Source organism: Ruegeria sp. O5, assembly GCF_056535105.1.
Genome location: NZ_JBQERN010000005.1, coordinates 151589 through 172103 on the forward strand (window position 1 = coordinate 151589; position 20515 = coordinate 172103).

A 20515-nucleotide genomic window follows, 5' to 3' on the forward strand; every position below is an offset into this window, starting at 1 on the left:
ACGACCGGGCGCGCTGGCAGGCGCGCCCACAACGCACTTGCGTGAAGGGCGCAAGCGCTTATGCTGCACGCAAACCAAAAGGTGCTGCAGTGCAGAATAATCCGAATACAACGCTCATTACATCCGACGCGCCTGTCACCGCCCATAGGCATGGCGGGCGGGCCAAATGTCTGCAACGTCTGGTCCGGCTGGACCTGCCGGTGCCCCGAACCGTTGCGTTGTCATTTGATGCCGTTCACCAGATCGCAGAAGGGACAACCCCGGATATTGCAGCGATCCTCGAACAGTTCGATCCCACTTCGTTGCTATGCGTCCGGCCCAGTTCCGAAGACCCCGATTGGGGTGGTCCCGGCGCGGTTCTCAATATCGGAATGAACGATGCGCGTTATGTTGACCTGTCCGACACCATGGGGGCCGAGGCCGCCGCAGCCCTGTATCTAAGGTTCGTTCAAAGCTATGCGATTCACGTGGCGCGGCTGGATGCGGATGTGTTTGATGACATTGATGCCGACGGCCGCGAAGGGCTGCGCCATTCGCTGCGCGCTTATGAGGATGAAACCGACGAGGTCTTTCCGCAGGACAGGGGCGAACAGCTGATCGGCGTTCTGCGCTCGATGGCGCGTGCATGGGACGGGACGTCCGCGCGCTTGCTGCGGCAGGCCAAGGGGGCACCCGCTGATGCCGGGCTTGGGTTGGTCATCCAAGAGATGATCCCCGGCGTCGGCAAAGGGGAATGCGGATCGGGTGTTCTGCAACTGGTTGATTCCACAACCGGAATGCCACAGATCACCGGTCGCTACCTAAGTCAGAGCCAGGGGCGCGATGCGCTGGGCAAAGATGTGGCAGCCCTGTTTCTGGAAAAAGACCCGCGCGGCCCCTCGCTGGAAGAGGTCGCGCCCAAAGCTTTTGCCGATGTCAAAGCGCATGCCGCCCTGATGCGCGAGAAACTGCGCGAAGAGATGCAGGTCGAATTCGTCATTCAGGACGGCACTGTGCATATTCTGGATGGCGTCCGGGTGCAGCGATCGGCTCGCGCGGCCATGCGCATTGCCGTACGTCTTGCCGAAGACGGTATCATACCGCCGCAAGAAGCGGTGATGCGTGTCGACCCGCACGCGCTGAACGAACTTCTGCACCGTCAGGTCCACCCCGATGCACGCCGCGACGTGCTGACCACGGCCATTGGTGCCAGCCCCGGTGCCTCGACCGGCAAGATCGTGTTCACCTCGGCCGAAGCACAGGCCAGCGCCGCCCGTGGCGAGGCATGTGTTCTGGTGCGCCGGGAAACCTCGCCCGAGGATGTGCGCGGGATGCACGCCGCTGTAGCGGTTCTGACCGAAAAGGGCGGCATGACCAGCCACGCGGCCGTGATCGGGCGCGGATTGGGTCTGCCCTGTATCGTCGGGGCCTCGGAAATGCGGTTTCAGACGAAAGACAAGATGCTGACCGCACCGGATGGGCGGGTGTTTAAAACCGGCGATATTGTCACCATTGATGGCAGCTCGGGGCAGGTGCTGGCCGGTCAGCCCGCCATGCTCGAGGCCGCGTTGGATGACTGTTTCCAGACGCTGATGGGCTGGGCCGATGCCGAGCGTGACATCGACATCCGCGCCAATGCCGACACACCGGCTGACGCGCAGACGGCCCGGAACTTTCAGGCTCAGGGGATCGGTCTGTGCCGGACCGAACATATGTTCTTTGACCCCGGTCGTCTGATCGTGATGCGCGAAATGATCTTTGCGCAAACCTCGGCGGGCAGGGCGGCAGTGCTGGCACGCCTGCTTCCGATGCAGCGCGAGGATTTTGTTCAGCTGTTCAGGATCATGGAAGGCCAGCCTGTCTGCATCCGCCTGTTCGATCCCCCCTTGCATGAATTCCTGCCGACAACGCGCACCGGGCAACGGGAACTGGCCGAGGCTCTGGACCTGCCCGTGTCCGACGTCGAACGCCGGGTCGAGGCGATGACAGAATACAACCCCATGCTTGGCCTGCGCGGCGTTCGTCTGGGTGTCACCGTGCCCGAGATCTACGACATGCAGGCGCGTGCGATTTTCGAAGCCACGCTTGAGGCCCGAAAAAACGGTGCCCCGGTGGTACCCGAAGTGATGATCCCGCTGGTTTCCGCCAAGCGCGAGGTTGAACTTGTCAAATCCCGCATCGACTCGGTTGCCGCCGCCGTTGAATCGGAACGGGGGCAGAAGTTCGAATACCGGCTAGGCGTCATGGTCGAAACGCCACGCGCCTGTCTGCGCGCGGAAGAGATCGCGCCGCAGACCGCCTTCATGAGTTTTGGTACAAACGACCTGACACAGATGACTTATGGTCTGTCCCGCGACGACGCCGGTCGTTTCATGTCCGCTTACGTGCGACAGGGGGTCTTTACCGAAGATCCGTTCCACGTTCTTGATCCGGACGGGGTGGGCGAGTTGCTGAAACTCGGGGCAGAGCGCGGGCGTGCCGCGAAACCGGATGTGACCCTTTCGGTCTGTGGCGAACACGGCGGGAACCCCGAATCAATCGCGATCTGTCGCGATCTTGGGTTCGACTATGTGTCATGCTCACCGTTCCGGGTTCCGGTCGCTCGGCTGGCTGCCGCTCAACTGGCGATTTCCTCCAGACTTGGGGGTTGACACTGCGCCGAACCCCAAGAAATAGTGGGTTATACGGTCACTCGTAGGCGAAAAATATTTTCGCTACGGGCGATTTTCCACTTGCTTTTTTCAAGATACTGGACCTTTGCCTCAGTCTGGGGTATCAGCCACGTCGCGCCCGCCGGGGGAGGGTATGGCGCGTGATGTGCCTGTGCGAGGTTATCTGATGCTACGTTACATATTGGCTGTTGCCGCAGTGGCGGCAACCGTGCTGCCGAGTGCGTCCTTCGCCGAGAAGGAAGCGACTGATACTGCAAAACAAGAACTTGTCGCCCGCAGTGAACTGCCGGCGCAAAGTTTTCGGGACTATTTCAAGCTGTTCCAGCCCCGCAAGGCGGCTGAACCTGTCGAAGTGTCCTTCTCAAAAGACTGGCTTGACCAGCAACCAAAGGCCACGGGCGGTGAAAACTGGAAATGCCTGTCCGAAGCCCTGTACTTCGAGGCGCGCGGCGAAAGCGTGCGCGGCCAGTTCGCGGTTGCCGAAGTGATCCTGAACCGGGTCAAAAGCAGCCGTTTCCCGGATTCCCTGTGCGGGGTGATCCATCAGGGGACCGGCAAGAAATACCAGTGCCAGTTCACATACACCTGCGATGGCCGCAAAGAGGTCATCCACGAGAAAACGGCGTATGAGCGTGTGGCAAAAGTCGCGCGGGCAGCCATTGATGGAGTGGCGGATGAGTTGACCGAAGGGGCGACGCACTATCACACGACGTCGGTTCGCCCATCCTGGTCGCGGGTCTATAAACAGACGGCGAAAATCGGCGTGCATGTTTTTTACCGCCACAACTACCGGACAGCGAGCAACTGATTGACGCACCCGCGCTGGAAGCTTGCTGGCGCGGGGCAGGTTGCATCCTATATTGCGGGCCAGGAGGCCCGTAATGATTTTGAACCGCAGACACCTTTTGCAAACGGCTGCAGCAGCATTGCTGATGCCGCGTGTGGCCAGCGCGGGTTTTGCACCGCTTAATGCGCGTGTAACCAAACACCCGATCGCGCCTGCAAGTTATCCTGAAACGGAAGTCTGGACATATGACGGGTCTGTCCCCGGCGTTGAACTGCGCGTCAGGCAGGGCGACCGCATCCAGCGCACCCTGATGAACCAGCTTCCGCAAGCAACTTCGGTCCATTGGCACGGCATTCGCATTGAAAACGCCATGGACGGCGTGCCCGGCCTGACGCAGGACGCGGTCGAGACGGGCGCAAGCTTTGATTACTCCTTCGTCGTTCCCGACGCAGGGACCTATTGGTATCATGCGCATAACCAGTCGATGGAACAGGTTGCGCGCGGGCTTTACGGGCCGCTGATCGTCGAAGAAACCGCGGCCTCCGATGTGGATCAGGATCTGGTGCTGATGCTGGACGACTGGAGGCTTGATCCTGAAACCGCCCAGATCACGGATGATTTCGACAATGGCCATGATCTCAGCCACGCTGGCCGACTGGGGAATATCATCACTGTTAACGGATCCCTTGACCCGCGCGTTCAGGCGCGACGGAACGACCGTCTCCGGCTACGCCTGATCAACGCCTCCAACGCGCGGATTTTCGACCTGGATCTCGACGGGTTGTTTGGTTGGATCGTCGCCCTTGACGGTATGCCACTGGGAACGCCGATCCCATTGTCGGGGGCTTTCCCAATCGCCCCCGCACAACGTATCGATCTGGTTGTGGATGTCGTGGCTGCGGGCGATACGGCAAGTCTGGTGAGTGTTGAACGCGACGGTGCCTTTGGCATCGTTCGGTTCGATGTCGACGAACCTCTCTCACCCGCGCCACGACAAGGCGTGGCAGCGTTGCCGCCCAACCCTTTGCCGGTCATCGAGGATGTCTCATCCGCTCCATTGCACCGGATGTCCCTGCAAGGCGGGGCGATGCGCTGGCTGGACAACGCCCGGATCGGGGACACTGAATTGTCAGGCCAGGAATTGGCGCAGTTGGGCCGGTTCTGGGCCCTGAACGGTTATGCGGAACGCCCGTCCGACCCGTTTCTGGACGCCCGGACCGGCGGCCTTCACAGGATCGAGTTTGTCAATGAAACAGTCTTTCCACATGCCATGCATTTGCATGGCCACCACTTCCGACTGATCCAGCCGGACGGATCGCTTGGCCCGTGGCGCGACACTGTTTTGGTTGATCGCGGACAAACCCGCCAGGTCGCGCTGGTCGCGGATAATCCGGGGGACTGGCTGTTGCATTGCCATATGCTGGGACATGCCGCTTCGGGTATGATGAGCTGGTTTCGCGTCACCTGACGCCGCATTCGGCGGTTGGAATGGCGTTTGTTTGAATGTTATAGGCCCTTGCAACGCCTATAGTGGGCAAGCCCTGCAACAAGCCGAAAAGGCCGGACCCATGAGTTCTGAAATCCGACTGGCATTTGCGCACCCGTCCGAACGGTCCGAGGCGACCTCGCCCCGAGAGCCGCTGGACCGCATTTCCCTGCGCGACCATATTGTCGAGGTTGAAATCGGTGCGTTTCAGGCCGAGCGGGGAACAACCCAGCGGATCTGTTTCAATATCGTCGTCGAAGTCCGGCCTCTTACTGACCCCATTGACGACGATGTGGATCGCATCCTGTCTTATGACCGGGTGACGGAATCCATTGCCTATGAGCTCGCGGCCGAGCGTCTGAACCTGCTTGAAACCCTGGCCGAACGTGTGGCCGAACGTATCTTGCATGAACCTCAGGCTGTAAGGGTCTTTGTTCGCATCGAAAAACTGGATCGTGGTCCGGGCGCTCTTGGGGTCGAGATCGTGCGCGGGAAAGACTCGGTTCATCACGACGTGACCGAGGAAGACCGCCCGCATCCCCGTCTGGTCTATCTATCGAATGACGCCATCGCCTCGGACAATCTGACCGGGTGGATCGACCAGTTGCAGAACCGCCAGCGCCCGCTGATCCTGTGTGTGGGGGCGTCAGACCTGGCTGCGCCGCAAACCGGCCACGCAATGACACAGCGCCGGATTGACCTGCTTGCGATCGAGCAAAACGCGTGGGTTCTGGCCGCACGCGATCACCGCTGCAAGGTGGTTTCAACTCGGACGGAACTGGACTGGGCCATGAAGAACGGCCAGATCTGCGTCTGGGCCCCGTCCAAGATCGTTCTGGACGCGGTGGATGGCCCTTCTGCCGCGCCCTCCGACGCCGTGGCTCTGGCCGCATGGTTTGCCGCGACCTTTGAAGCCAGTGAAATGATGGTTATCGGCGGCGAATTGCCGAAAGCGCCCAAAACCCCGCTGCGGGCTGTGGCCGTGGATCAGGCCCAATTGTGAGCATCTATTTCAGACCGCTGGTTCAGCACGGCCAGACCCGGCCCGCTGGCGCGTACTCTCTGGCCGGTCAACCCCTGTGGTTTACCCATGTCGAAGCGCTTGGGCGCGATACCGCTCCGCAGATCATGGCGGCATCGGATATTCCCGGTGGGGCGCTGGCGCGTTTGACCGGCCCGCGCGCACCCATTGCCGGGCTGGATATGCAGGTGCCGCATATCATGGGCATTCTCAACACCACGCCTGACAGTTTCTCGGACGGGGGCGTTCACAGCTCGGTCGAGGCCGCCCACGATGCCGCTGCCCGGATGGTGGCGCATGGGGCCACCATTCTGGATATCGGCGGGGAATCAACGCGCCCGGGTGCGGATTTCATTCCGTCAGATCAGGAAATTGCCCGCACCCGCCCGGTGATCGAGGCGATTCGCGCGCAAACGGATGCCTTGATTTCAATCGACACCCGCAAAGCCAGCGTCGCCAAAGCGGCGTGTGCGGCGGGCGCGGGGCTGGTCAACGACGTCTCGGGGTTCACGTTCGATCCCGAACTGGCACCGTTTTGCGCCGACAAGGGCACACCGGTCTGCGTTATGCATATGCAGGGTGATCCGGCCACGATGCAGGAAAACCCCAGCTACGACAACGTGTTGCTGGATGTTTACGATTTCCTCGAAACCCAGATCGCTCTGCTGGAAAGCCTGGGGCTTCGGCGCGACCTGATAATCGTCGATCCGGGCATCGGTTTCGGCAAGACCGAAGACCATAACCTGACCTTGCTGCGCAATCTCAGCCTGTTTCACGGGCTTGGCTGCCCGATCCTGCTGGGCGTGTCCCGCAAGGGCTTTATCGGAACGATTGGACAGGAGCCTGACAAGACTGCCCGCGCGCCGGGTTCAATTGCCGTGGCTTTGGCCGGATTGTCTCAGGGCGTGCAGATCATTCGCGTTCACGACGTCGCCGAGACTGCTCAGGCCTTGCGCCTATGGGCTGCTGTCCGGTAATCCGGTCTCACGGAAAATCACGGAGTGACACCAATGCGCAAGCTGTTCGGAACCGACGGGGTGCGGGGCACGGCCAACACGCATCCGATGACGGCGGAAATGGCGTTGCGCATCGGGGCTGCGGTGGGGCGCTATTTCCGGCGCGACGCGACCGGTGTGCACCGGGTCGTCATCGGCAAGGACACGCGCCTGTCCGGCTATATGCTGGAAAACGCGCTGACCGCCGGTTTGACCTCAACAGGAATGAATGTGCTGTTGCTGGGGCCGGTCCCCACGCCTGCGGTGGGTCTGATGACGCGCTCGATGCGGGCCGATCTGGGTGTCATGATCTCGGCCAGCCACAACCCGGCAGAGGACAACGGTATCAAGTTCTTTGGCCCCGACGGCTATAAACTGTCCGATCAGGCCGAGATAGACATCGAAAAGCTGATCGACGAAGGTGTCCGGCCTGCTCAGGCCCAGAACATCGGACGGGCGCGTCGTGTTGATGACGCCCGGTTCAGATATGGCGAGCGTGTGAAATCCTCGCTGCCGCGCGATGTGCGTCTGGATGGCCTCAAGGTGGTGATCGACTGTGCCAACGGCGCCGCCCACCGCACCGCGCCCGAGGTTCTTTGGGAACTTGGCGCAGACGTGATCCCGGTTGGCATTGCGCCCAACGGAAAGAACATCAACCTCAACTGCGGATCGACCAAGCCGCAACTGGCTGCCGAAACCGTCGTGGCGCATGGCGCTGACGTTGGTGTCTGTCTGGACGGCGACGCGGATCGGGTCGTTATCGTCGACGAAACCGGTCAGGTCGCCGATGGCGATCAGCTTATGGCACTGCTGGCGACGGCCTGGAAAAAATCCGGGCAGTTGAAAGGCGATGCGCTTGTGGCCACCGTGATGTCCAATCTGGGGCTTGAACGGCACCTCTCGTCACATGGTATGCGACTGGAACGCACGGCGGTCGGCGACCGCTATGTGGTCGAGCGTATGCGCGAAGGTGGCTTCAACCTGGGCGGTGAACAATCCGGTCATATCGTGATGAGCGATTATGCCACCACCGGCGATGGCCTGATGGCCGGTCTGCATTTCCTGGCCGAGATGGTTCTGTCCGGTCGCAAAGCCTCGGACCTGTCCAAGCAGTTCGAAACCGTGCCGCAGCTGTTGAAGAACGTCCGCTATGCCAACGGTCAAACTCCGCTTGAAGTTCAAAGCGTTAAAGCTGCCATTGCCGATGCCGAGGCGCGGCTGAACGGGCAGGGACGGTTGCTGATCCGTAAATCCGGCACCGAGCCGCTGATCCGCGTTATGGCCGAATGCGAGGATGACGCGCTGCTGGTCCAGGTCGTCGACAGTATCGTGGCCGAGGTCGAAGCCGCCGCAGGCTAGCGCCCGAACAGAACTCTGCGCAGGCTGAACCACTGGCTGATGGCCATGCCCGTCAGGATCAGGGCCAGGGCGACGTAGAATCGCAGGGGCAGGGCCTCGGACAGGATCCAGGCCCCGAACACCATCGACCAGATCGGCACCTGATAATTCACCAGTGTCAGGAACACCGACCCGGCGCTGCGGGTGATCGAAACCCGCAGCAAATTGGCGAATGCTGTGGGGATCAGCCCAAGCACGATCAGGGCCAGCGACGGGCGGTTGCCCTGCCATGTGGGAACACCTTCGACCAGCAGCATGATGGGCACCAGCAGAACAGCGCCGACCAGCAGGGTCAGCGCGGCCAGCGCCAGTGGCTCAACCGGCGGGCAGCGCCGCGTCAGGATCGATGTCGAGGCATAGCAGAGGGCAGCCGAGATACAGGCCAGCTGCGCCAGTGGCTCGGTCCCTTGACCCAGCTTTGCCAGACCGGGTCCGATCAGGACCAATGCGCCGGAAAACCCAAGGCACACGCCCAGAAACCGACGCGGGTTCAGCGGCTCATCGGAAAAGAAATGCGCCAGCGGCAACACCATCAGCGGAATTGCGGCCATGGACAGCCCTGCAAAGGCCGAGGGTACATATTGCTGACCCCAGCTGAGCAGCATGAAAGGCACCGCAGTCGACAACACGCCAATCAGCAGGATTGACGTTGTCAGCGCGGGTGTCAAAACCGGCATGCGGCGACCGGTGAACCGCATCAGGACAAGCAACGTCACCGCCCCTAATGTGGTGCGCGATGTCGCCACGGTAATCGGGCCATAGCCTTCCAAAGCCATCGCGACGACCATGAATGTGCCGCCCCAAATAAGCCCCAGCGTGAAAACGCCGCTCCAGTCCTGTTTCGTGGGTTGTTCAACCATTCCATCCCCTTATCCTGCGTGCGCGCCGGTGTCACGGGCTGATCTTGACTTAACGTTAGTTTGCACTTACCGTAAGCAATGGCTTACGATTCGAAATTTTCAGCTTTGGGCGATGCAACCCGCAGGCAGGTGTTCGAAGCCGTCGCCAGCCAGCCTCAGGCAGTGGGCGAACTTGCGTCAAAGCTGCCGGTAAGCCGACCGGCCGTCTCACAACATCTCAAGGTGCTGTCGGATGCCGGGCTGGTGACATGCCACGCGAAAGGGACGCGCCGGATCTATGCGGTGCGCCCCGAGGGGCTGGCAGAGCTGCGCAGATGGCTCGACCGGTACTGGACCGACGTGATGAACAGCTTTGCAGATGAGGTGACCAGAGCCGGAGAGAGGCCATGACAGACCCGATTGTCAAAACAATTGCCGTAGGTGCCTCAGCTGCGCGTGCTTTCGACATCTTCGTCAACCGCATCGGTACATGGTGGCCGCTGGACAGCCACGCGGTGTCCGCATCGCAGGGACAACCGGCAAGGGACGTGGTTATTGAACCCCGGATCGGTGGCGCGGTCTATGAGGTCATGTTCGACGGAACCCGTGCCGACTGGGGTCAGGTGCTGGCGATCGATCCCGGCCGATCCGTGGCATTCACCTGGCATCCGGGCACCAACAAGGGGTCTCCTACGCGCGTCGATGTGCGTTTTGAGGATTGCGGTTCGGGGCAGGCAAAAGTCACCCTGACGCATTCCGGCTGGGATGTCTGGGCAGATGAAGCGCCCCAAAAGCGCGGCGGCTACGATACGGGATGGGATATCGTTCTGGGTGAATGCTTTGCCAAAGCGGTCTTAAAATGAAAAAGGGCGACCGCCTGGGCCGCCCTTTGCCTGACATCGGTCAGGTTTAGTTCTTTTCTTTGTCGACCATCTTGCCGGCCGAGATCCACGGCATCATGCCGCGCAGCTTGGCGCCGGTCTCTTCGATCATATGCTCGTCATTGGCGCGGCGCGACGCTTTGATGGTCGGCTGGCCAACGGCGTTTTCCAGCATGAAGTCACGGACGAATTTGCCCTGCTGGATGTCGTCCAGAACCGCTTTCATGCGGGCTTTGGTCTCGTCGTATTTCAGGATGCGCGGACCGGTGACATACTGGCCATACTCAGCCGTGTTCGAGATCGAGTAATCCATGTTGGCAATACCGCCTTCATAGATCAGGTCAACGATCAGCTTCACTTCGTGCAGACACTCGAAATAGGCCATCTCGGGTGCGTAACCGGCCTCGACCAGAGTTTCAAAGCCGCAGCGGATCAGTTCGACCAGTCCACCGCACAGAACGGCCTGTTCGCCGAACAGGTCGGTTTCGCATTCTTCGCGGAAGTTGGTCTCGATGATGCCCGAACGGCCGCCACCGATGGCCGAGCAGTAGGACAGGCCGATTTCCAGCGCCTTGCCGGTTGCATCGTTGTGAACCGCGACCAGGCAGGGCACACCGCCGCCTTTGGTGTATTCGCCGCGCACGGTGTGGCCAGGGCCTTTGGGGGCCATCATGATGACGTCAACGCCGTCCTTCGGCTCGATCAGGCCGAAGTGGACGTTCAGGCCGTGGGCAAACGCGATGGCGGCACCGGGCTTGATGTTGTCATGAACGTATTTCTTGTAGGTTTCGGCCTGCAACTCGTCGGGCATGGTGAACATGATGACGTCGCACCAGGCAGCCGCTTCGGCGATGCCCATCACAGCCAGACCTTCCGCTTCGGCTTTCTTGGCCGAGGGCGAGCCTTCGCGCAGGGCGATGACCAGGTTCTTGGCACCCGAGTCGCGCAGGTTCAGCGCGTGGGCGTGACCCTGGCTGCCATAGCCCAGGATAGCCACTTTCTTGTCTTTGATCAGGTTGATGTCGCAATCGCGATCGTAATAGACGCGCATTTTGCCGGTCCTTTCTGGTTTGGTTGGGGCGGTTCTACCTGCCGTGCGTCGGATTGGCGATAGGGTTGGGCTTGAGTATTTGTAAAAAAGATGAAGAATAATTCTTGAAAACGGAAAATACTGAAAAAATCATGCTTGACGATATCGACCGGCGCATTTTGCGTCACTTTCAGGCGAACCCCAGCCTGACCACCGCGGAACTTGCCGATCTGTGCCGGATCAGCGCAGGTGTTTGTTGGCGCAGGCTGGAAAAGATGCAGGCAGCCGGGATCATCGAAGGGCAGGAGGCGGTGATCGACTGGGCCGCGATGGGCTATGCTGTCGAAGTCTCGCTTCGGATCACCCTGGACAAGACACAGGCCCGCGCCTTTGACGAGTTTATGGAAGAGGCCCGCAACGTGGCCGAGGTGATCGAAATCCAGACATTTCTGGGCCGGGTGGATGTCCGCCTGTCCGTGATAGCGCGGGATATGAAGCACTATCAGCAGCTTTATCGGGACCGGATCCTGACCCTGCCGCATATCGCCGATATCGAAGCGCTGATGCATATCGCGCGGGTCAAGCGGGACGAGGTGTTACCGGTATGATCGAGTTGGACGAGATTGACCGCCGTCTGCTGCGTGCGTTGCAACAGGACGCCACCCAAAGCGCAGGTGCCCTGGGTCGGAGGTTCAACCTGTCTCAGCCCGCCACATGGAGGCGTATCCGCAGGTTGGAGGACGCCGGGATCATCAAGGGCCGAAGGCTGCGTCTGAATGCCGAGGCGCTGGGATTCGGTGTGACCGTGTTTCTGGGGGTCAAGCTGGCGCGCAAGGGACAGATCAGCCTTGAGGATTTCGAACGCGCCGTAAGTGCCATCCCCGAAGTGCAGACCGTCGAGCATGTTCTGGGATTGTACGATTACCGCTTGCGCGTTGTGGCGCGGGACCTGTCCGATTTCGAACGCGTGTTGCGGCGCCGGATCATGACGCTGCCCGGCGCTGGCGATGTCGAAGCGAACGTCCTGCTGAGCGAGGAACGGCTGCCCGGACCGATTGGATAACCTGCCTTAGTATCTGGTGCGGATGTAATATCCGGGATGATGGGTCAGGCGGGCAAACGTGATCGGTTTGTCTTCTTTCCAGGTGGTACGCTCCATCTGGATCATCGACGCGCCCGCCGTGGTGCCCATGAATTCCGCCAGCCTTGCGTCAGCGGAAATCGCGCAGAACGCGACCTCGGCATCGTTGAACGGAGCGGCATTCAGCAGCCACTCATGCGGTCCTTGCTGGGTCAGGTCGGCGGTTTCCACATCGGGGACGGTTCCGATATTGATCCAGCGCTCTTCAAGCTGGAACGGGCGGTTGTCCGCGTAATGCATACAGATGACATGCAGAACCCGCGTCTCGGCGGGGACATCAAGCTGAGAGGACAGCCAGCGGGGGCAGGCCTCGACAGTCCGTTCCACCAGCGCATAGCGATAGACGGCATTCTGGCTTTCGACCATCTGTCGCGCCAGCGAGAATTCCAGCTTGGCGTGTTTGCTGGGCTCTTTCTTGACCCGTGTGCCGCTTTTGCGCTTGCGTTCTATGAAACCCTGATCGGCCAGTTCCCTGAGGGCGCGGTTCACCGTCGCGCGGGCGCAATTGAATTCTTCGGCCAGTTGCGTTTCGGTCGGCAGTAATGATCCCTGAGGCCACACGCGGCTTTCAATACGTCGTTTTACTTCATCTCGAACGGACTGGAAGTTAATACGCTTTTGTATCGTCACAGGAAAAATATCCCTTCAAGTAAAAAGTGTGCGCATCTGTTCAGAAGCAAGCAGAAGTGTAAAGGGGAAGTGACACTGGTTGGCGTCATTTTCTTGTGTTCCCAGTGTTATACAGCACCGAATGGGTCGATTTTACCCGCATTCCGTCGCGTCACTTTTTGTCGCGAAATGGCTTTACTGGCCAAGGTAAAGAGACCAAGACTGCACTGACGATATTGAAAGGACGCCATATGCCTGCCTTGCTGAAGAACGTTGACCCGAACGGGCTCGAAGAATTCTCGGTCGTATTCACCGATCGCTCGCTGAACCACATGTCCCAAAAGTTTCAGGGGGTAATGCGCGACATCTCGGCCATGCTGAAAGAGGTGTACAAGGCAGACGGGGTGGCCATCATTCCGGGCGGCGGTACCTATGCGATGGAGGCGGTTGCCCGGCAATTCGCGCGCGGGGCGGATGTTCTTGTGGTCCGGAACGGGTGGTTTTCGTACCGCTGGAGCCAGATCATCGAAAGCGGCGCCCTGACCAGCTCGACCACCGTGATGAAGGCGCGCGAGACCGGAAATGCCAGCCCGTCCCCCTTTGCGCCCGCACCGATTGACGAAGTCGTCGCAACGATTCGCGAACAGAAACCCGGCGTTGTGTTCGCACCGCATGTTGAAACGGCGGCGGGTGTCATCCTGCCGGATGACTATGTGACCGCCCTGGCCAGCGCGGCGCATGAGGTGGGTGCATTGATGGTGCTGGATTGCATCGCATCCGGGTGTGCCTGGGTGGATATGAAAGCCACCGGCGTCGACGTCCTGATCTCGGCCCCGCAAAAGGGCTGGAGCGCATCGCCTTGCGCCGGTCTGGTCATGCTGTCCGAACGGGGCGAGGCGCGTCTGGAACAGACAAGCTCGGACAGTTTCGCCATCGACCTGAAGAAGTGGCGCCAGATCATGCAGGCCTATGAAAATGGTGGCCACGCCTATCACGCCACAATGCCCACCGATGCGCTGCTGGCCTTCCGCGATACCATGGCAGAAACCAGAGGATACGGGTTCGAAAAGCTGCGCAAGGCGCAATGGGCACTGGGCGACGGCGTGCGGGCGATGTTGAAGGACTATGGCATTGTCTCGGTGGCGGCTGACGGTTTCGGCGCACCCGGCGTTGTGGTCAGCTACACCTCGGACCCCGAAATCCAGAACGGCAAGAAATTTGCCGCTCTGGGGATGCAGATCGCGGCCGGGGTGCCGCTGCAATGTGATGAACCCGAAGGCTTCAGTACCTTCCGTCTGGGCTTGTTCGGATTGGACAAGCTTTATGATGTGGACGCCACCATCGCGCGTCTGAAACGCGTGCTGGATCAGGTTCTGTAAATGGGTCGGGCCTTAGCGAACGCCAAGGCCCATCTGCATCAGCGTCTTGCGCACAGGCGGCAGGGAATACAGCGCGCTCAGCCCCATTGCGCGCGCATCCCGCAGCGGGCGCGCCTTGATCATCGAGGCGCGGTTCAGCAAATCGATCCCTTTGACCCGCATCTCGATCTCGGTGTGGCGCGCCTTGTGATAGGCGTCCAGCATCTGCGCGTCGCCCAGACCTTCGGGCCGGGACTGCGCCAGATCCAGCAGGCAGCGCAGATCGCCCAATGACATGTTCAGCCCCTGCGCGCCAATGGGGGGTACCACATGCGCGGCTTCGGCCATCAGGGCAATACGCTCACCCGCCAGCCGTTCCGCGGACTGGCTGATGATCGGCCAGATGGTCCGACGCGATGCCAGCTTCAAGGGGCCAAACAGGCCACAGGACCGTTCCGTCATCGCAGCCTCAAACGCTTCGGCATCAAGGGTTAAAAGGTCAACGGCCTTCGGGCCGCGCTCCATCCAGACGATGGCGGACGAGGGCTGCCCCTGCCAATCTGGCAGCGGAACCAATGTGAACGGCCCGCCAGACCTGTGTATCTCGGTCGAGACATTCTCGTGCGGAATAGGATGCGTCACCGCAAACGCCAGCGCTTTCTGCCCATACCGTGTTGTATGCACTTTGATACCGGCGGCCTCGCGCATGGGAGAGTTGCGCCCATCTGCGGCCAGCACCAGCTTGCAGCGGATGCGGCTGCCGTCGCTCAGGCCAACGCGGGCTTCGGCAGTGCGGGTGAACAGGCTGACGGTCCCGGTGCCGGGGCGGAAATCGACATTCGGCAGCTCTGCCAGCCGCGCGACCATCTCCCGGCGCAACAGCCAGTTGGGCAGGTTCCAGCCAAACGGTTGCTCGGAAATGTCAGCGGCGTTGAAATCGCGTATGACGCGGGGTTCGGGCACGTCCCCGCCGGCATCGACAATACGCATGATCTGCAAGGGGGCCGCATGTGCATCCAGCCGTGCCCACAGGCCGCATTGCTCCAGCAGGCCGCGCGCAGGTTGCAGAAAGGCGGTGGTGCGCAGGTCGGACCCGTCTACATCCCGTTCGGTGATCGGTGGCGCGGGATCTACGCACACCACGTCAAACCCGGCGGTTCCAAACGCCGCCGCTGCGGTCAGACCGGCGATTCCACCGCCGGAAATCAGGATGTCACAACGGTCAGTCATGGCGCCTCTCATCAGTTCGGGCAGACCCTAGTTCGGTTCCACTCCCTGCGCCAAGTGACATCCTGTCCCGTATCTCAGCCGCGTGAGATCAGGATCAGGACCAGGAACATCACCGGCACCATCATCAGGGCAGGGATGTAAAGGCCGGGAAGACCAAACACCATGGCCGAACAGCCCCACATGCTGAGGACCGCGCCGACGGTATAATACAGGTCCTCCGCCTTGGCGTTGGCCGCGTCGCGGGCCAGCCACCCGAAAACCGGAATTGCAAAGAATAGGCGCTGCCAAACCGGCAGGCGTCCGGGCATCTCGATCGCACTCATGGGGCTCTCCGTTCTGTTCGTCGCTCCAGCGCATATAGGGCTGCGCATGCGGGTGCAGAACGTACGGATCGTCGCAGTGTGACAGGCTACCGCAGGCGGGCCAGAAATGCGGTCAGATCATCCGTGTGATGGTGGATGTGATCGGCCTCATGCGGGTCCGGGGCGACATGAACCGTGCGCATTCCCATCTCATGCGGGGCGGCCAGATTACGCGGGTCATCCTCGAACATGGCGGCCTTGTCAGCCTGAATGCCATCCTGTGCAAAGATGGCTTCAAAGGCGGCTTTCTCGGGCTTTGGCCGATACCCGGCATGTTCGACGCCATAGATTGCATCAAACAGCCCCGAAAGCCCGCGCGCCTGCAAAACCCGCTCGGCGTAGGGTGCGCTGCCATTGGTGTAGACGATGCGCCGTCCGGGCAGGGCGCGAATGTGATCGGCCAGCTCTGCATCCGGGTCCATATGGCTCATGTCCACCTGATGCACCGCGTGCAGATAGGGCTCGGGGTCCAGATCATGTTCGGCCATCAACCCGGCCAGCGTAGTGCCGTATTGGCGCCAGTACTGCCCGCGCAGCCTGTCGGCCTCGGCCCGGTCCACGCCGATGGCCTGTACCACGTAATCCGTCATCAGAACTTCGATCTGATCGAACAGCTGCATATGCGGCGGATAGAGGGTGTTATCCAGATCGAACACCCATTGCGTGACATGACTGAAGGACGGTTTGACCATGGCTTGGGTTTAGGGCGCGGGCGGGGTGTTTTCAATGCCGTACTTGATTGACGCCCCCAGAGACGGATAGACATGTCCGAACGAGGAGACAGAATACCCCATGAGCCAGACCCGATCCCCCACCAAGGATGCCTATAGCCTGATACTCGAAGCCATTGATGTCGGCGTCTACAAGCCCGGCGATCGTCTGGTGGAAAGCGAGCTGGCAGAACGGTTCGGGGTGTCGCGCACCCCGATCCGCGAAGCGTTGCAACGCCTGGAAACCCAGTCTCTGCTGGAACGGGACGGTCGGTCACTGATCGTGGCGTCGCTGGACCACAACCAGATGGCCGAGCTTTATATCGTGCGGCGCGAACTGGAAGGGCTCGCCGCGCGGCTGGCTGCCAAACACGCCACCGAAGAAGAGATCAGGGTTCTTCAGGACATGGTTCTCGAAGATGACAAGCTGGTGGGCGATCCGATGGCGCTGTCACGTGCCAACCGGCGCTTTCACGAACAGATCCATCTGGCCTCGCACAACCGCTACCTTGTCCAGCAGCTTGATCTGGTGCACCGGACAATGGCCTTGATGGCGACTACGTCCTTGGCCGTGCAGGGGCGCGGAGAGATTGCCCAGAGCGAACATAAAGGCATTGTCGAAGCCATTGCCGCGCGCGATGAAGAGGCGGCGGGGCGGGCTCTCAAGGACCATATCTCGATCGCGTTCATGACGCGCCTGAAACAGGACGCAAGCCGCCGCGACAAGTGATTGTCAGGCCAGCGGCTCGTCTTCGCTGGCCTGTCCGTGCTGGGTCTTGTCCCAGAAAAACGGGTTGGTCGCCAATTCCCACAGCGCCTTGTAACCGGCAATCACGCCCAGCGGGAAATATAGAAACATCGTCGGAACCCAAGGCAAAAGAAACCGCCGCTCGCGTGCGGATACAGCGATCAGACCAACACCGATACTCAGCCCCTCTGCCATCAAAAACAGCCCGATCAGCGCGGTAGAGGTTGAATGCGGCACGATATTATCCATCGGATTGGCCAGCCCCAGGCTTGACAGCCAGAATACCCAGAGAACGGGCGCCAGCAGAAATTGCCCCAACGTGCCCAGAAAGAACGCCTGAAGGCCCAGAAATCTGGCACCTCCAAGGTCACGCCACAGCTTTTGCGGGCTGCGCATATGCACCAGATACGTGACCATGAACCCCTTGAGCCAGCGCGAGCGCTGTTTGACCCAGGGCCAGGCCCGGAAATTCGCCTCTTCATATGTTGTGGTATCCACCATTTCGATCCGGTACCCGGCCCGGTACAGCCTTACGCCCAGATCAGCATCCTCGGTGACGTTATGGGCATCCCAGCCGCCCAGTTCCAACAGCTTGTCGCGACGGAAAAAGAACGTGGTGCCCCCAAGTGGCACCACCAGCCCCATGCGGGCGATCCCCGGCAGGATCACGCGGAACCAGCTGTTGTATTCGATGGTAAAGCAGCGTGACCGCCAGTTGGTGCGCGGGTTGTAGTAATCCAGAACCCCTTGCAGGCACACCACATCCGGCGCGGCCTGGGTGAAATGCGCCACCACGCGCTCGATCTGATCCGGTTGTGGGGCGTCCTCTGCGTCCCAGACGCCAACGAAGTCTCCCCGGCAGAAATCCAGCGCGTAATTCATGGCGCGCGGCTTGGTGGTCAGTCCGTTCAGCTCAGGCACCTCGACGATGCGCATCCAGCTGGGCAGGCTCACCTGTGCAAGGGCATTGCGCGTCACGTCGTCCTTTTCCTCAAGCACAAGGATGACATCCAGCAACGCCTTGGGATAGGTCAGCCGCTGCAGCCTGTGCACCAGAGCGTTCGCGATCTCGCGCTCCTTGTACAATGGCACCATGATCGACACGCAGGGCTGCCGCAATGTGATGGCGGCTTCGGTGTGGTCCGGCTGCGTTCTCAGGCGATGCCAAAGATAAGCCAGTGTGCCAGCCATCCGAAAGACCGCAAAAAGCACCAGAGTTCCCACTGCCATGCCCAGCATCGCCAGCAGGCCAAACGCCGGGAACATGGCAAACAGCCCCAGCACACACAACAGGGCCACCGAAGGCCCCACGCGCGACCTGAGGGTCCAGTTGCGGCAGCTTTGCGCGGGATCAACCCGCGTTTCCGCCGATCTGGCCAAAGATCCCGAGAATTGCCGCGCAATTGTGCGGTCGATCTGATCGGATGCCGCCAGCACCGGGATCACGGCATATTCGCATTCGCGCATTTCGGCGGTCACGATTGCGAACCGGTCGGGCCGGGCCGTGGCCACCAAAACAAGGGGGCCAATCCGCATCCAGGGGATGACATTGTGTTTCAGCCAGAAATCGACCGGCATCAACCCGCTCAGTTCCGACATCGGCGGGATCTGTTCAAGATCGGCAATCTGCCAGCCGGATTGCGCGGAAAGCGCGCGCAACACGTCCTGCCGGGTGGCATAGCCTTCGCCGACCAGTATCTCTCCCAGCGGAGCGTTCTGTCTGGTTTGCTGGCTCAGCGCATGGTCCAGCTGGGATCGGGTTATGGCCCCGGTTTCCAGCAGGCAGGTGCCCAGCGGCTTCCGATACCCGGGCGCGGGGATCGGTGCGGCGGACGTGAAATCCAGAAGATTAAGCTCAGCCATAACAAAACCCTGGCGCAGTTACCTACACTCAGGGTTGTTCGATCAGGGTTAACGCCCGGTTAACACTGCACAGACAAGCAGTTATGCTTGCTCTTTCTTCTTTTCCATGGCCTCGGCAAAGCGCTCGAACAGATAGAAACTGTCCTGCGGTCCGGGCGATGCCTCGGGGTGGTGTTGCACCGAATAAACCGGCCGGTCCGCCATGCGGATACCGCAGTTCGAGCCGTCAAACAGCGACCGGTGGGTTTCCACGACGCCATCGGGCAGGGATTGCGCATCGACAGCGAAACCGTGGTTCATCGACGTGATCTCGACCTTTCCGGTGTCCAGGTCCTTGACCGGGTGGTTCGCGCCGTGGTGGCCGTGGTTCATCTTGACCGTCTGACCACCCAGCGCCAGCGCCAGCATCTGGTGTCCAAGGCAGATGCCGAACACAGGCAGGTCTGTCGTCTCCAGAATCTCTTTGATCATCTGCACGGCGTATTCACCCGTTGCCGCCGGATCGCCGGGGCCGTTCGACAGGAACACACCGTCAGGTTGATGCGCCAGCACGTCGGCTGCGGTGGCAGTCGCGGGCAGAACGGTAACGTCACACCCAGCGGATGCGAGGCAGCGCAGGATGTTGCGCTTGGCGCCATAGTCAACGGCAACGACCTTGTGGGCAGGGGCCTTCTGACGTTGGTACCCATCCGGCCAGGCCCACCGCATCTCATCCCAGCGATAGCTTTGGGCGCAGGTGACATCCTTGGCCAGGTCCATGCCTTCCAGCCCTGCAAAACCACGCGCGGCGGCGACCAGCGCCTCGATGTCAAAATTTCCCTCGGGATCATGGGCCAGCGCCACATGCGGCGCGCCCTGCTGGCGGATGGCACGGGTCAGGCGGCGGGTATCGACACCCCCGATGGCGATGCGCCCCCGACGCGCCAGCCAGCCCTTGAGCTCCTCGGCCGAGCGCCAGTTTGATGGCTCGGTCGGATCCCATTTCACGACCATGCCCGCCGCGACCGGATCACCGGTTTCGTCATCTTCCGGGTTCACGCCGACATTGCCGATATGAGGGAATGTAAAGGTCACGATCTGCCCGGCATAAGAAGGGTCGGTCATGATCTCCTGATATCCGGTCATCGCGGTGTTAAAGCACAGCTCGGCCACGGTTTGCCCGGTCGCGCCGAAGCCTGCGCCGTAAAACAGGGTTCCATCGGCCAAAGCCAGACATGCGGTGGGCTTGGACGGGGCATTCGGGGCCATGGCGCGACTCTCCTGTAGGGTAAATCGGCGCATACCTAAGGGGGTTGCGCGTCTGGGTCAAGTCTGTTCAATTTTTGGGCTATTGTTGCTTGTCAATGGTTTAGCTGTATTCACCCCCGGTTGTGTCAGGCTTTTTGTTTCGATATGGTCGGGGTTCC

20 protein-coding genes are annotated in these 20515 nt (G+C 60.8%); 12 read left to right on the plus strand and 8 right to left on the minus strand.

The features are described from left to right. Positions 1-89 precede the first annotated feature (89 nt). From ACR0M3_RS09800 to glmM, 6 genes are all read left to right on the plus strand, one after another. Positions 90-2630, plus strand: coding sequence for a putative PEP-binding protein (locus ACR0M3_RS09800; RefSeq protein ID WP_480910494.1), 2541 nt, complete (start codon positions 90-92; stop codon positions 2628-2630). 187 nt (positions 2631-2817) lie between these two features. After that, positions 2818-3459 (plus strand): cell wall hydrolase, encoded by a 642-nt coding sequence (locus ACR0M3_RS09805; RefSeq protein WP_480910496.1) that lies wholly within the window; start codon positions 2818-2820, stop codon positions 3457-3459. A gap of 73 nt (positions 3460-3532) precedes the next feature. After that, positions 3533-4906, plus strand: coding sequence for a multicopper oxidase family protein (locus ACR0M3_RS09810; RefSeq protein WP_480870278.1), 1374 nt, complete (start codon positions 3533-3535; stop codon positions 4904-4906). A gap of 100 nt (positions 4907-5006) precedes the next feature. Continuing rightward, on the plus strand, positions 5007-5927 hold the full coding sequence (locus ACR0M3_RS09815; RefSeq protein WP_480870275.1) for a dihydroneopterin aldolase: 921 nt from the start codon (positions 5007-5009) through the stop codon (positions 5925-5927). Continuing rightward, complete coding sequence (gene folP, locus ACR0M3_RS09820) at positions 5924-6922, plus strand: dihydropteroate synthase (protein ID WP_480910499.1); 999 nt, start codon at positions 5924-5926, stop codon at positions 6920-6922. Before ACR0M3_RS09815 ends, folP begins: the two co-directional genes overlap by 4 nt. Positions 6923-6955: 33 nt before the next feature. Beyond that, positions 6956-8299 carry a phosphoglucosamine mutase gene (gene glmM, locus ACR0M3_RS09825; protein ID WP_480481419.1) on the plus strand — a complete coding sequence of 448 codons (1344 nt, stop codon included), beginning with the start codon at positions 6956-6958 and terminating at the stop codon, positions 8297-8299. Here glmM and ACR0M3_RS09830 read toward each other — a convergent pair. Then, positions 8296-9198, minus strand: a complete 903-nt coding sequence (locus tag ACR0M3_RS09830) for a DMT family transporter (RefSeq protein WP_480485987.1) — start codon at positions 9196-9198, stop codon at positions 8296-8298. The two genes, glmM and ACR0M3_RS09830, sit on opposite strands and share 4 nt — an antisense overlap. A gap of 78 nt (positions 9199-9276) precedes the next feature. Between ACR0M3_RS09830 and ACR0M3_RS09835 the strand changes: the two genes are divergently transcribed. Both ACR0M3_RS09835 and ACR0M3_RS09840 read left to right on the plus strand, forming a co-directional pair. Next, positions 9277-9588, plus strand: a complete 312-nt coding sequence (locus ACR0M3_RS09835) for an ArsR/SmtB family transcription factor (protein ID WP_480910502.1) — start codon at positions 9277-9279, stop codon at positions 9586-9588. Continuing rightward, positions 9585-10040 carry an SRPBCC domain-containing protein gene (locus ACR0M3_RS09840; RefSeq protein ID WP_480537592.1) on the plus strand — a complete coding sequence of 152 codons (456 nt, stop codon included), beginning with the start codon at positions 9585-9587 and terminating at the stop codon, positions 10038-10040. Before ACR0M3_RS09835 ends, ACR0M3_RS09840 begins: the two co-directional genes overlap by 4 nt. Before the next feature lie 46 nt (positions 10041-10086). On the opposite strand, the gene ilvC is transcribed toward ACR0M3_RS09840, so the two are convergent. After that, positions 10087-11109, minus strand: coding sequence for a ketol-acid reductoisomerase (gene ilvC / locus ACR0M3_RS09845; protein ID WP_267363386.1), 1023 nt, complete (start codon positions 11107-11109; stop codon positions 10087-10089). 131 nt (positions 11110-11240) lie between these two features. Here ilvC and ACR0M3_RS09850 point away from each other — a divergent pair, with 131 nt between their 5' ends. Then, complete coding sequence (locus ACR0M3_RS09850) at positions 11241-11696, plus strand: Lrp/AsnC family transcriptional regulator (RefSeq protein WP_480476554.1); 456 nt, start codon at positions 11241-11243, stop codon at positions 11694-11696. Then, on the plus strand, positions 11693-12151 hold the full coding sequence (locus ACR0M3_RS09855) for an Lrp/AsnC family transcriptional regulator (RefSeq protein WP_209504239.1): 459 nt from the start codon (positions 11693-11695) through the stop codon (positions 12149-12151). The genes ACR0M3_RS09850 and ACR0M3_RS09855 overlap by 4 nt, the downstream gene beginning before the upstream one ends. A 6-nt stretch (positions 12152-12157) precedes the next feature. Here ACR0M3_RS09855 and ACR0M3_RS09860 read toward each other — a convergent pair whose 3' ends face one another. After that, positions 12158-12859 carry a GntR family transcriptional regulator gene (locus ACR0M3_RS09860; RefSeq protein ID WP_480910505.1) on the minus strand — a complete coding sequence of 234 codons (702 nt, stop codon included), beginning with the start codon at positions 12857-12859 and terminating at the stop codon, positions 12158-12160. A gap of 230 nt (positions 12860-13089) precedes the next feature. On the opposite strand from ACR0M3_RS09860, the gene ACR0M3_RS09865 reads away from it, so the two are divergent. After that, positions 13090-14217 carry an aminotransferase class V-fold PLP-dependent enzyme gene (locus tag ACR0M3_RS09865; protein ID WP_480910520.1) on the plus strand — a complete coding sequence of 376 codons (1128 nt, stop codon included), beginning with the start codon at positions 13090-13092 and terminating at the stop codon, positions 14215-14217. 12 nt (positions 14218-14229) lie between these two features. Here the strand turns inward: ACR0M3_RS09865 and ACR0M3_RS09870 are convergent, their stop codons facing one another. The 3 genes from ACR0M3_RS09870 to ACR0M3_RS09880 all read right to left on the minus strand — a co-directional run bounded on the left by ACR0M3_RS09870 (position 14230) and on the right by ACR0M3_RS09880 (position 16480). Then, a complete protein-coding gene (locus ACR0M3_RS09870; RefSeq protein ID WP_480910507.1) occupies positions 14230-15426 on the minus strand; it encodes a UbiH/UbiF family hydroxylase in 1197 nt (398 codons plus the stop codon). Positions 15427-15500: 74 nt separating this feature from the next. Further along, entirely contained in the window at positions 15501-15749 is a 249-nt protein-coding gene (locus tag ACR0M3_RS09875) for a hypothetical protein (protein WP_209504235.1), read from the minus strand. 86 nt (positions 15750-15835) lie between these two features. Beyond that, on the minus strand, positions 15836-16480 hold the full coding sequence (locus ACR0M3_RS09880) for a pyrimidine 5'-nucleotidase (RefSeq protein ID WP_480476564.1): 645 nt from the start codon (positions 16478-16480) through the stop codon (positions 15836-15838). A gap of 100 nt (positions 16481-16580) precedes the next feature. On the opposite strand from ACR0M3_RS09880, the gene ACR0M3_RS09885 reads away from it, so the two are divergent. Beyond that, the gene (locus ACR0M3_RS09885) at positions 16581-17228 is read left to right on the plus strand and encodes a GntR family transcriptional regulator (RefSeq protein ID WP_267363400.1); all 648 of its coding nucleotides are present in this window, start codon (positions 16581-16583) and stop codon (positions 17226-17228) included. 3 nt (positions 17229-17231) lie between these two features. On the opposite strand, the gene ACR0M3_RS09890 is transcribed toward ACR0M3_RS09885, so the two are convergent. Beyond that, positions 17232-19109, minus strand: a complete 1878-nt coding sequence (locus ACR0M3_RS09890; RefSeq protein ID WP_480910509.1) for a glycosyltransferase — start codon at positions 19107-19109, stop codon at positions 17232-17234. A gap of 81 nt (positions 19110-19190) precedes the next feature. Further along, positions 19191-20357, minus strand: coding sequence for a glutamine-hydrolyzing carbamoyl-phosphate synthase small subunit (gene carA, locus ACR0M3_RS09895; protein ID WP_480899643.1), 1167 nt, complete (start codon positions 20355-20357; stop codon positions 19191-19193). Between the last annotated feature and the right edge of the window lie 158 nt (positions 20358-20515).

Excerpts from the sequence above, each read along its gene's own strand:
- ACR0M3_RS09805 (WP_480910496.1), top strand. The coding sequence starts at position 2,818 with ATGCTACGTTACATATTGGCTGTTGCCGCAGTGGCGGCAACCGTGCTG.
- ACR0M3_RS09810 (WP_480870278.1), top strand. The coding sequence starts at position 3,533 with ATGATTTTGAACCGCAGACACCTTTTGCAAACGGCTGCAGCAGCATTG.
- ACR0M3_RS09815 (WP_480870275.1), top strand. The coding sequence starts at position 5,007 with ATGAGTTCTGAAATCCGACTGGCATTTGCGCACCCGTCCGAACGGTCC.
- glmM (WP_480481419.1), top strand. The coding sequence starts at position 6,956 with ATGCGCAAGCTGTTCGGAACCGACGGGGTGCGGGGCACGGCCAACACG.
- ACR0M3_RS09830 (WP_480485987.1), bottom strand. The coding sequence starts at position 9,198 with ATGGTTGAACAACCCACGAAACAGGACTGGAGCGGCGTTTTCACGCTG.
- ACR0M3_RS09835 (WP_480910502.1), top strand. The coding sequence starts at position 9,277 with ATGGCTTACGATTCGAAATTTTCAGCTTTGGGCGATGCAACCCGCAGG.
- ACR0M3_RS09840 (WP_480537592.1), top strand. The coding sequence starts at position 9,585 with ATGACAGACCCGATTGTCAAAACAATTGCCGTAGGTGCCTCAGCTGCG.
- ilvC (WP_267363386.1), bottom strand. The coding sequence starts at position 11,109 with ATGCGCGTCTATTACGATCGCGATTGCGACATCAACCTGATCAAAGAC.
- ACR0M3_RS09850 (WP_480476554.1), top strand. The coding sequence starts at position 11,241 with ATGCTTGACGATATCGACCGGCGCATTTTGCGTCACTTTCAGGCGAAC.
- ACR0M3_RS09855 (WP_209504239.1), top strand. The coding sequence starts at position 11,693 with ATGATCGAGTTGGACGAGATTGACCGCCGTCTGCTGCGTGCGTTGCAA.
- ACR0M3_RS09865 (WP_480910520.1), top strand. The coding sequence starts at position 13,090 with ATGCCTGCCTTGCTGAAGAACGTTGACCCGAACGGGCTCGAAGAATTC.
- ACR0M3_RS09870 (WP_480910507.1), bottom strand. The coding sequence starts at position 15,426 with ATGACTGACCGTTGTGACATCCTGATTTCCGGCGGTGGAATCGCCGGT.
- ACR0M3_RS09875 (WP_209504235.1), bottom strand. The coding sequence starts at position 15,749 with ATGAGTGCGATCGAGATGCCCGGACGCCTGCCGGTTTGGCAGCGCCTA.
- ACR0M3_RS09880 (WP_480476564.1), bottom strand. The coding sequence starts at position 16,480 with ATGGTCAAACCGTCCTTCAGTCATGTCACGCAATGGGTGTTCGATCTG.
- ACR0M3_RS09885 (WP_267363400.1), top strand. The coding sequence starts at position 16,581 with ATGAGCCAGACCCGATCCCCCACCAAGGATGCCTATAGCCTGATACTC.
- ACR0M3_RS09890 (WP_480910509.1), bottom strand. The coding sequence starts at position 19,109 with ATGGCTGAGCTTAATCTTCTGGATTTCACGTCCGCCGCACCGATCCCC.
- carA (WP_480899643.1), bottom strand. The coding sequence starts at position 20,357 with ATGGCCCCGAATGCCCCGTCCAAGCCCACCGCATGTCTGGCTTTGGCC.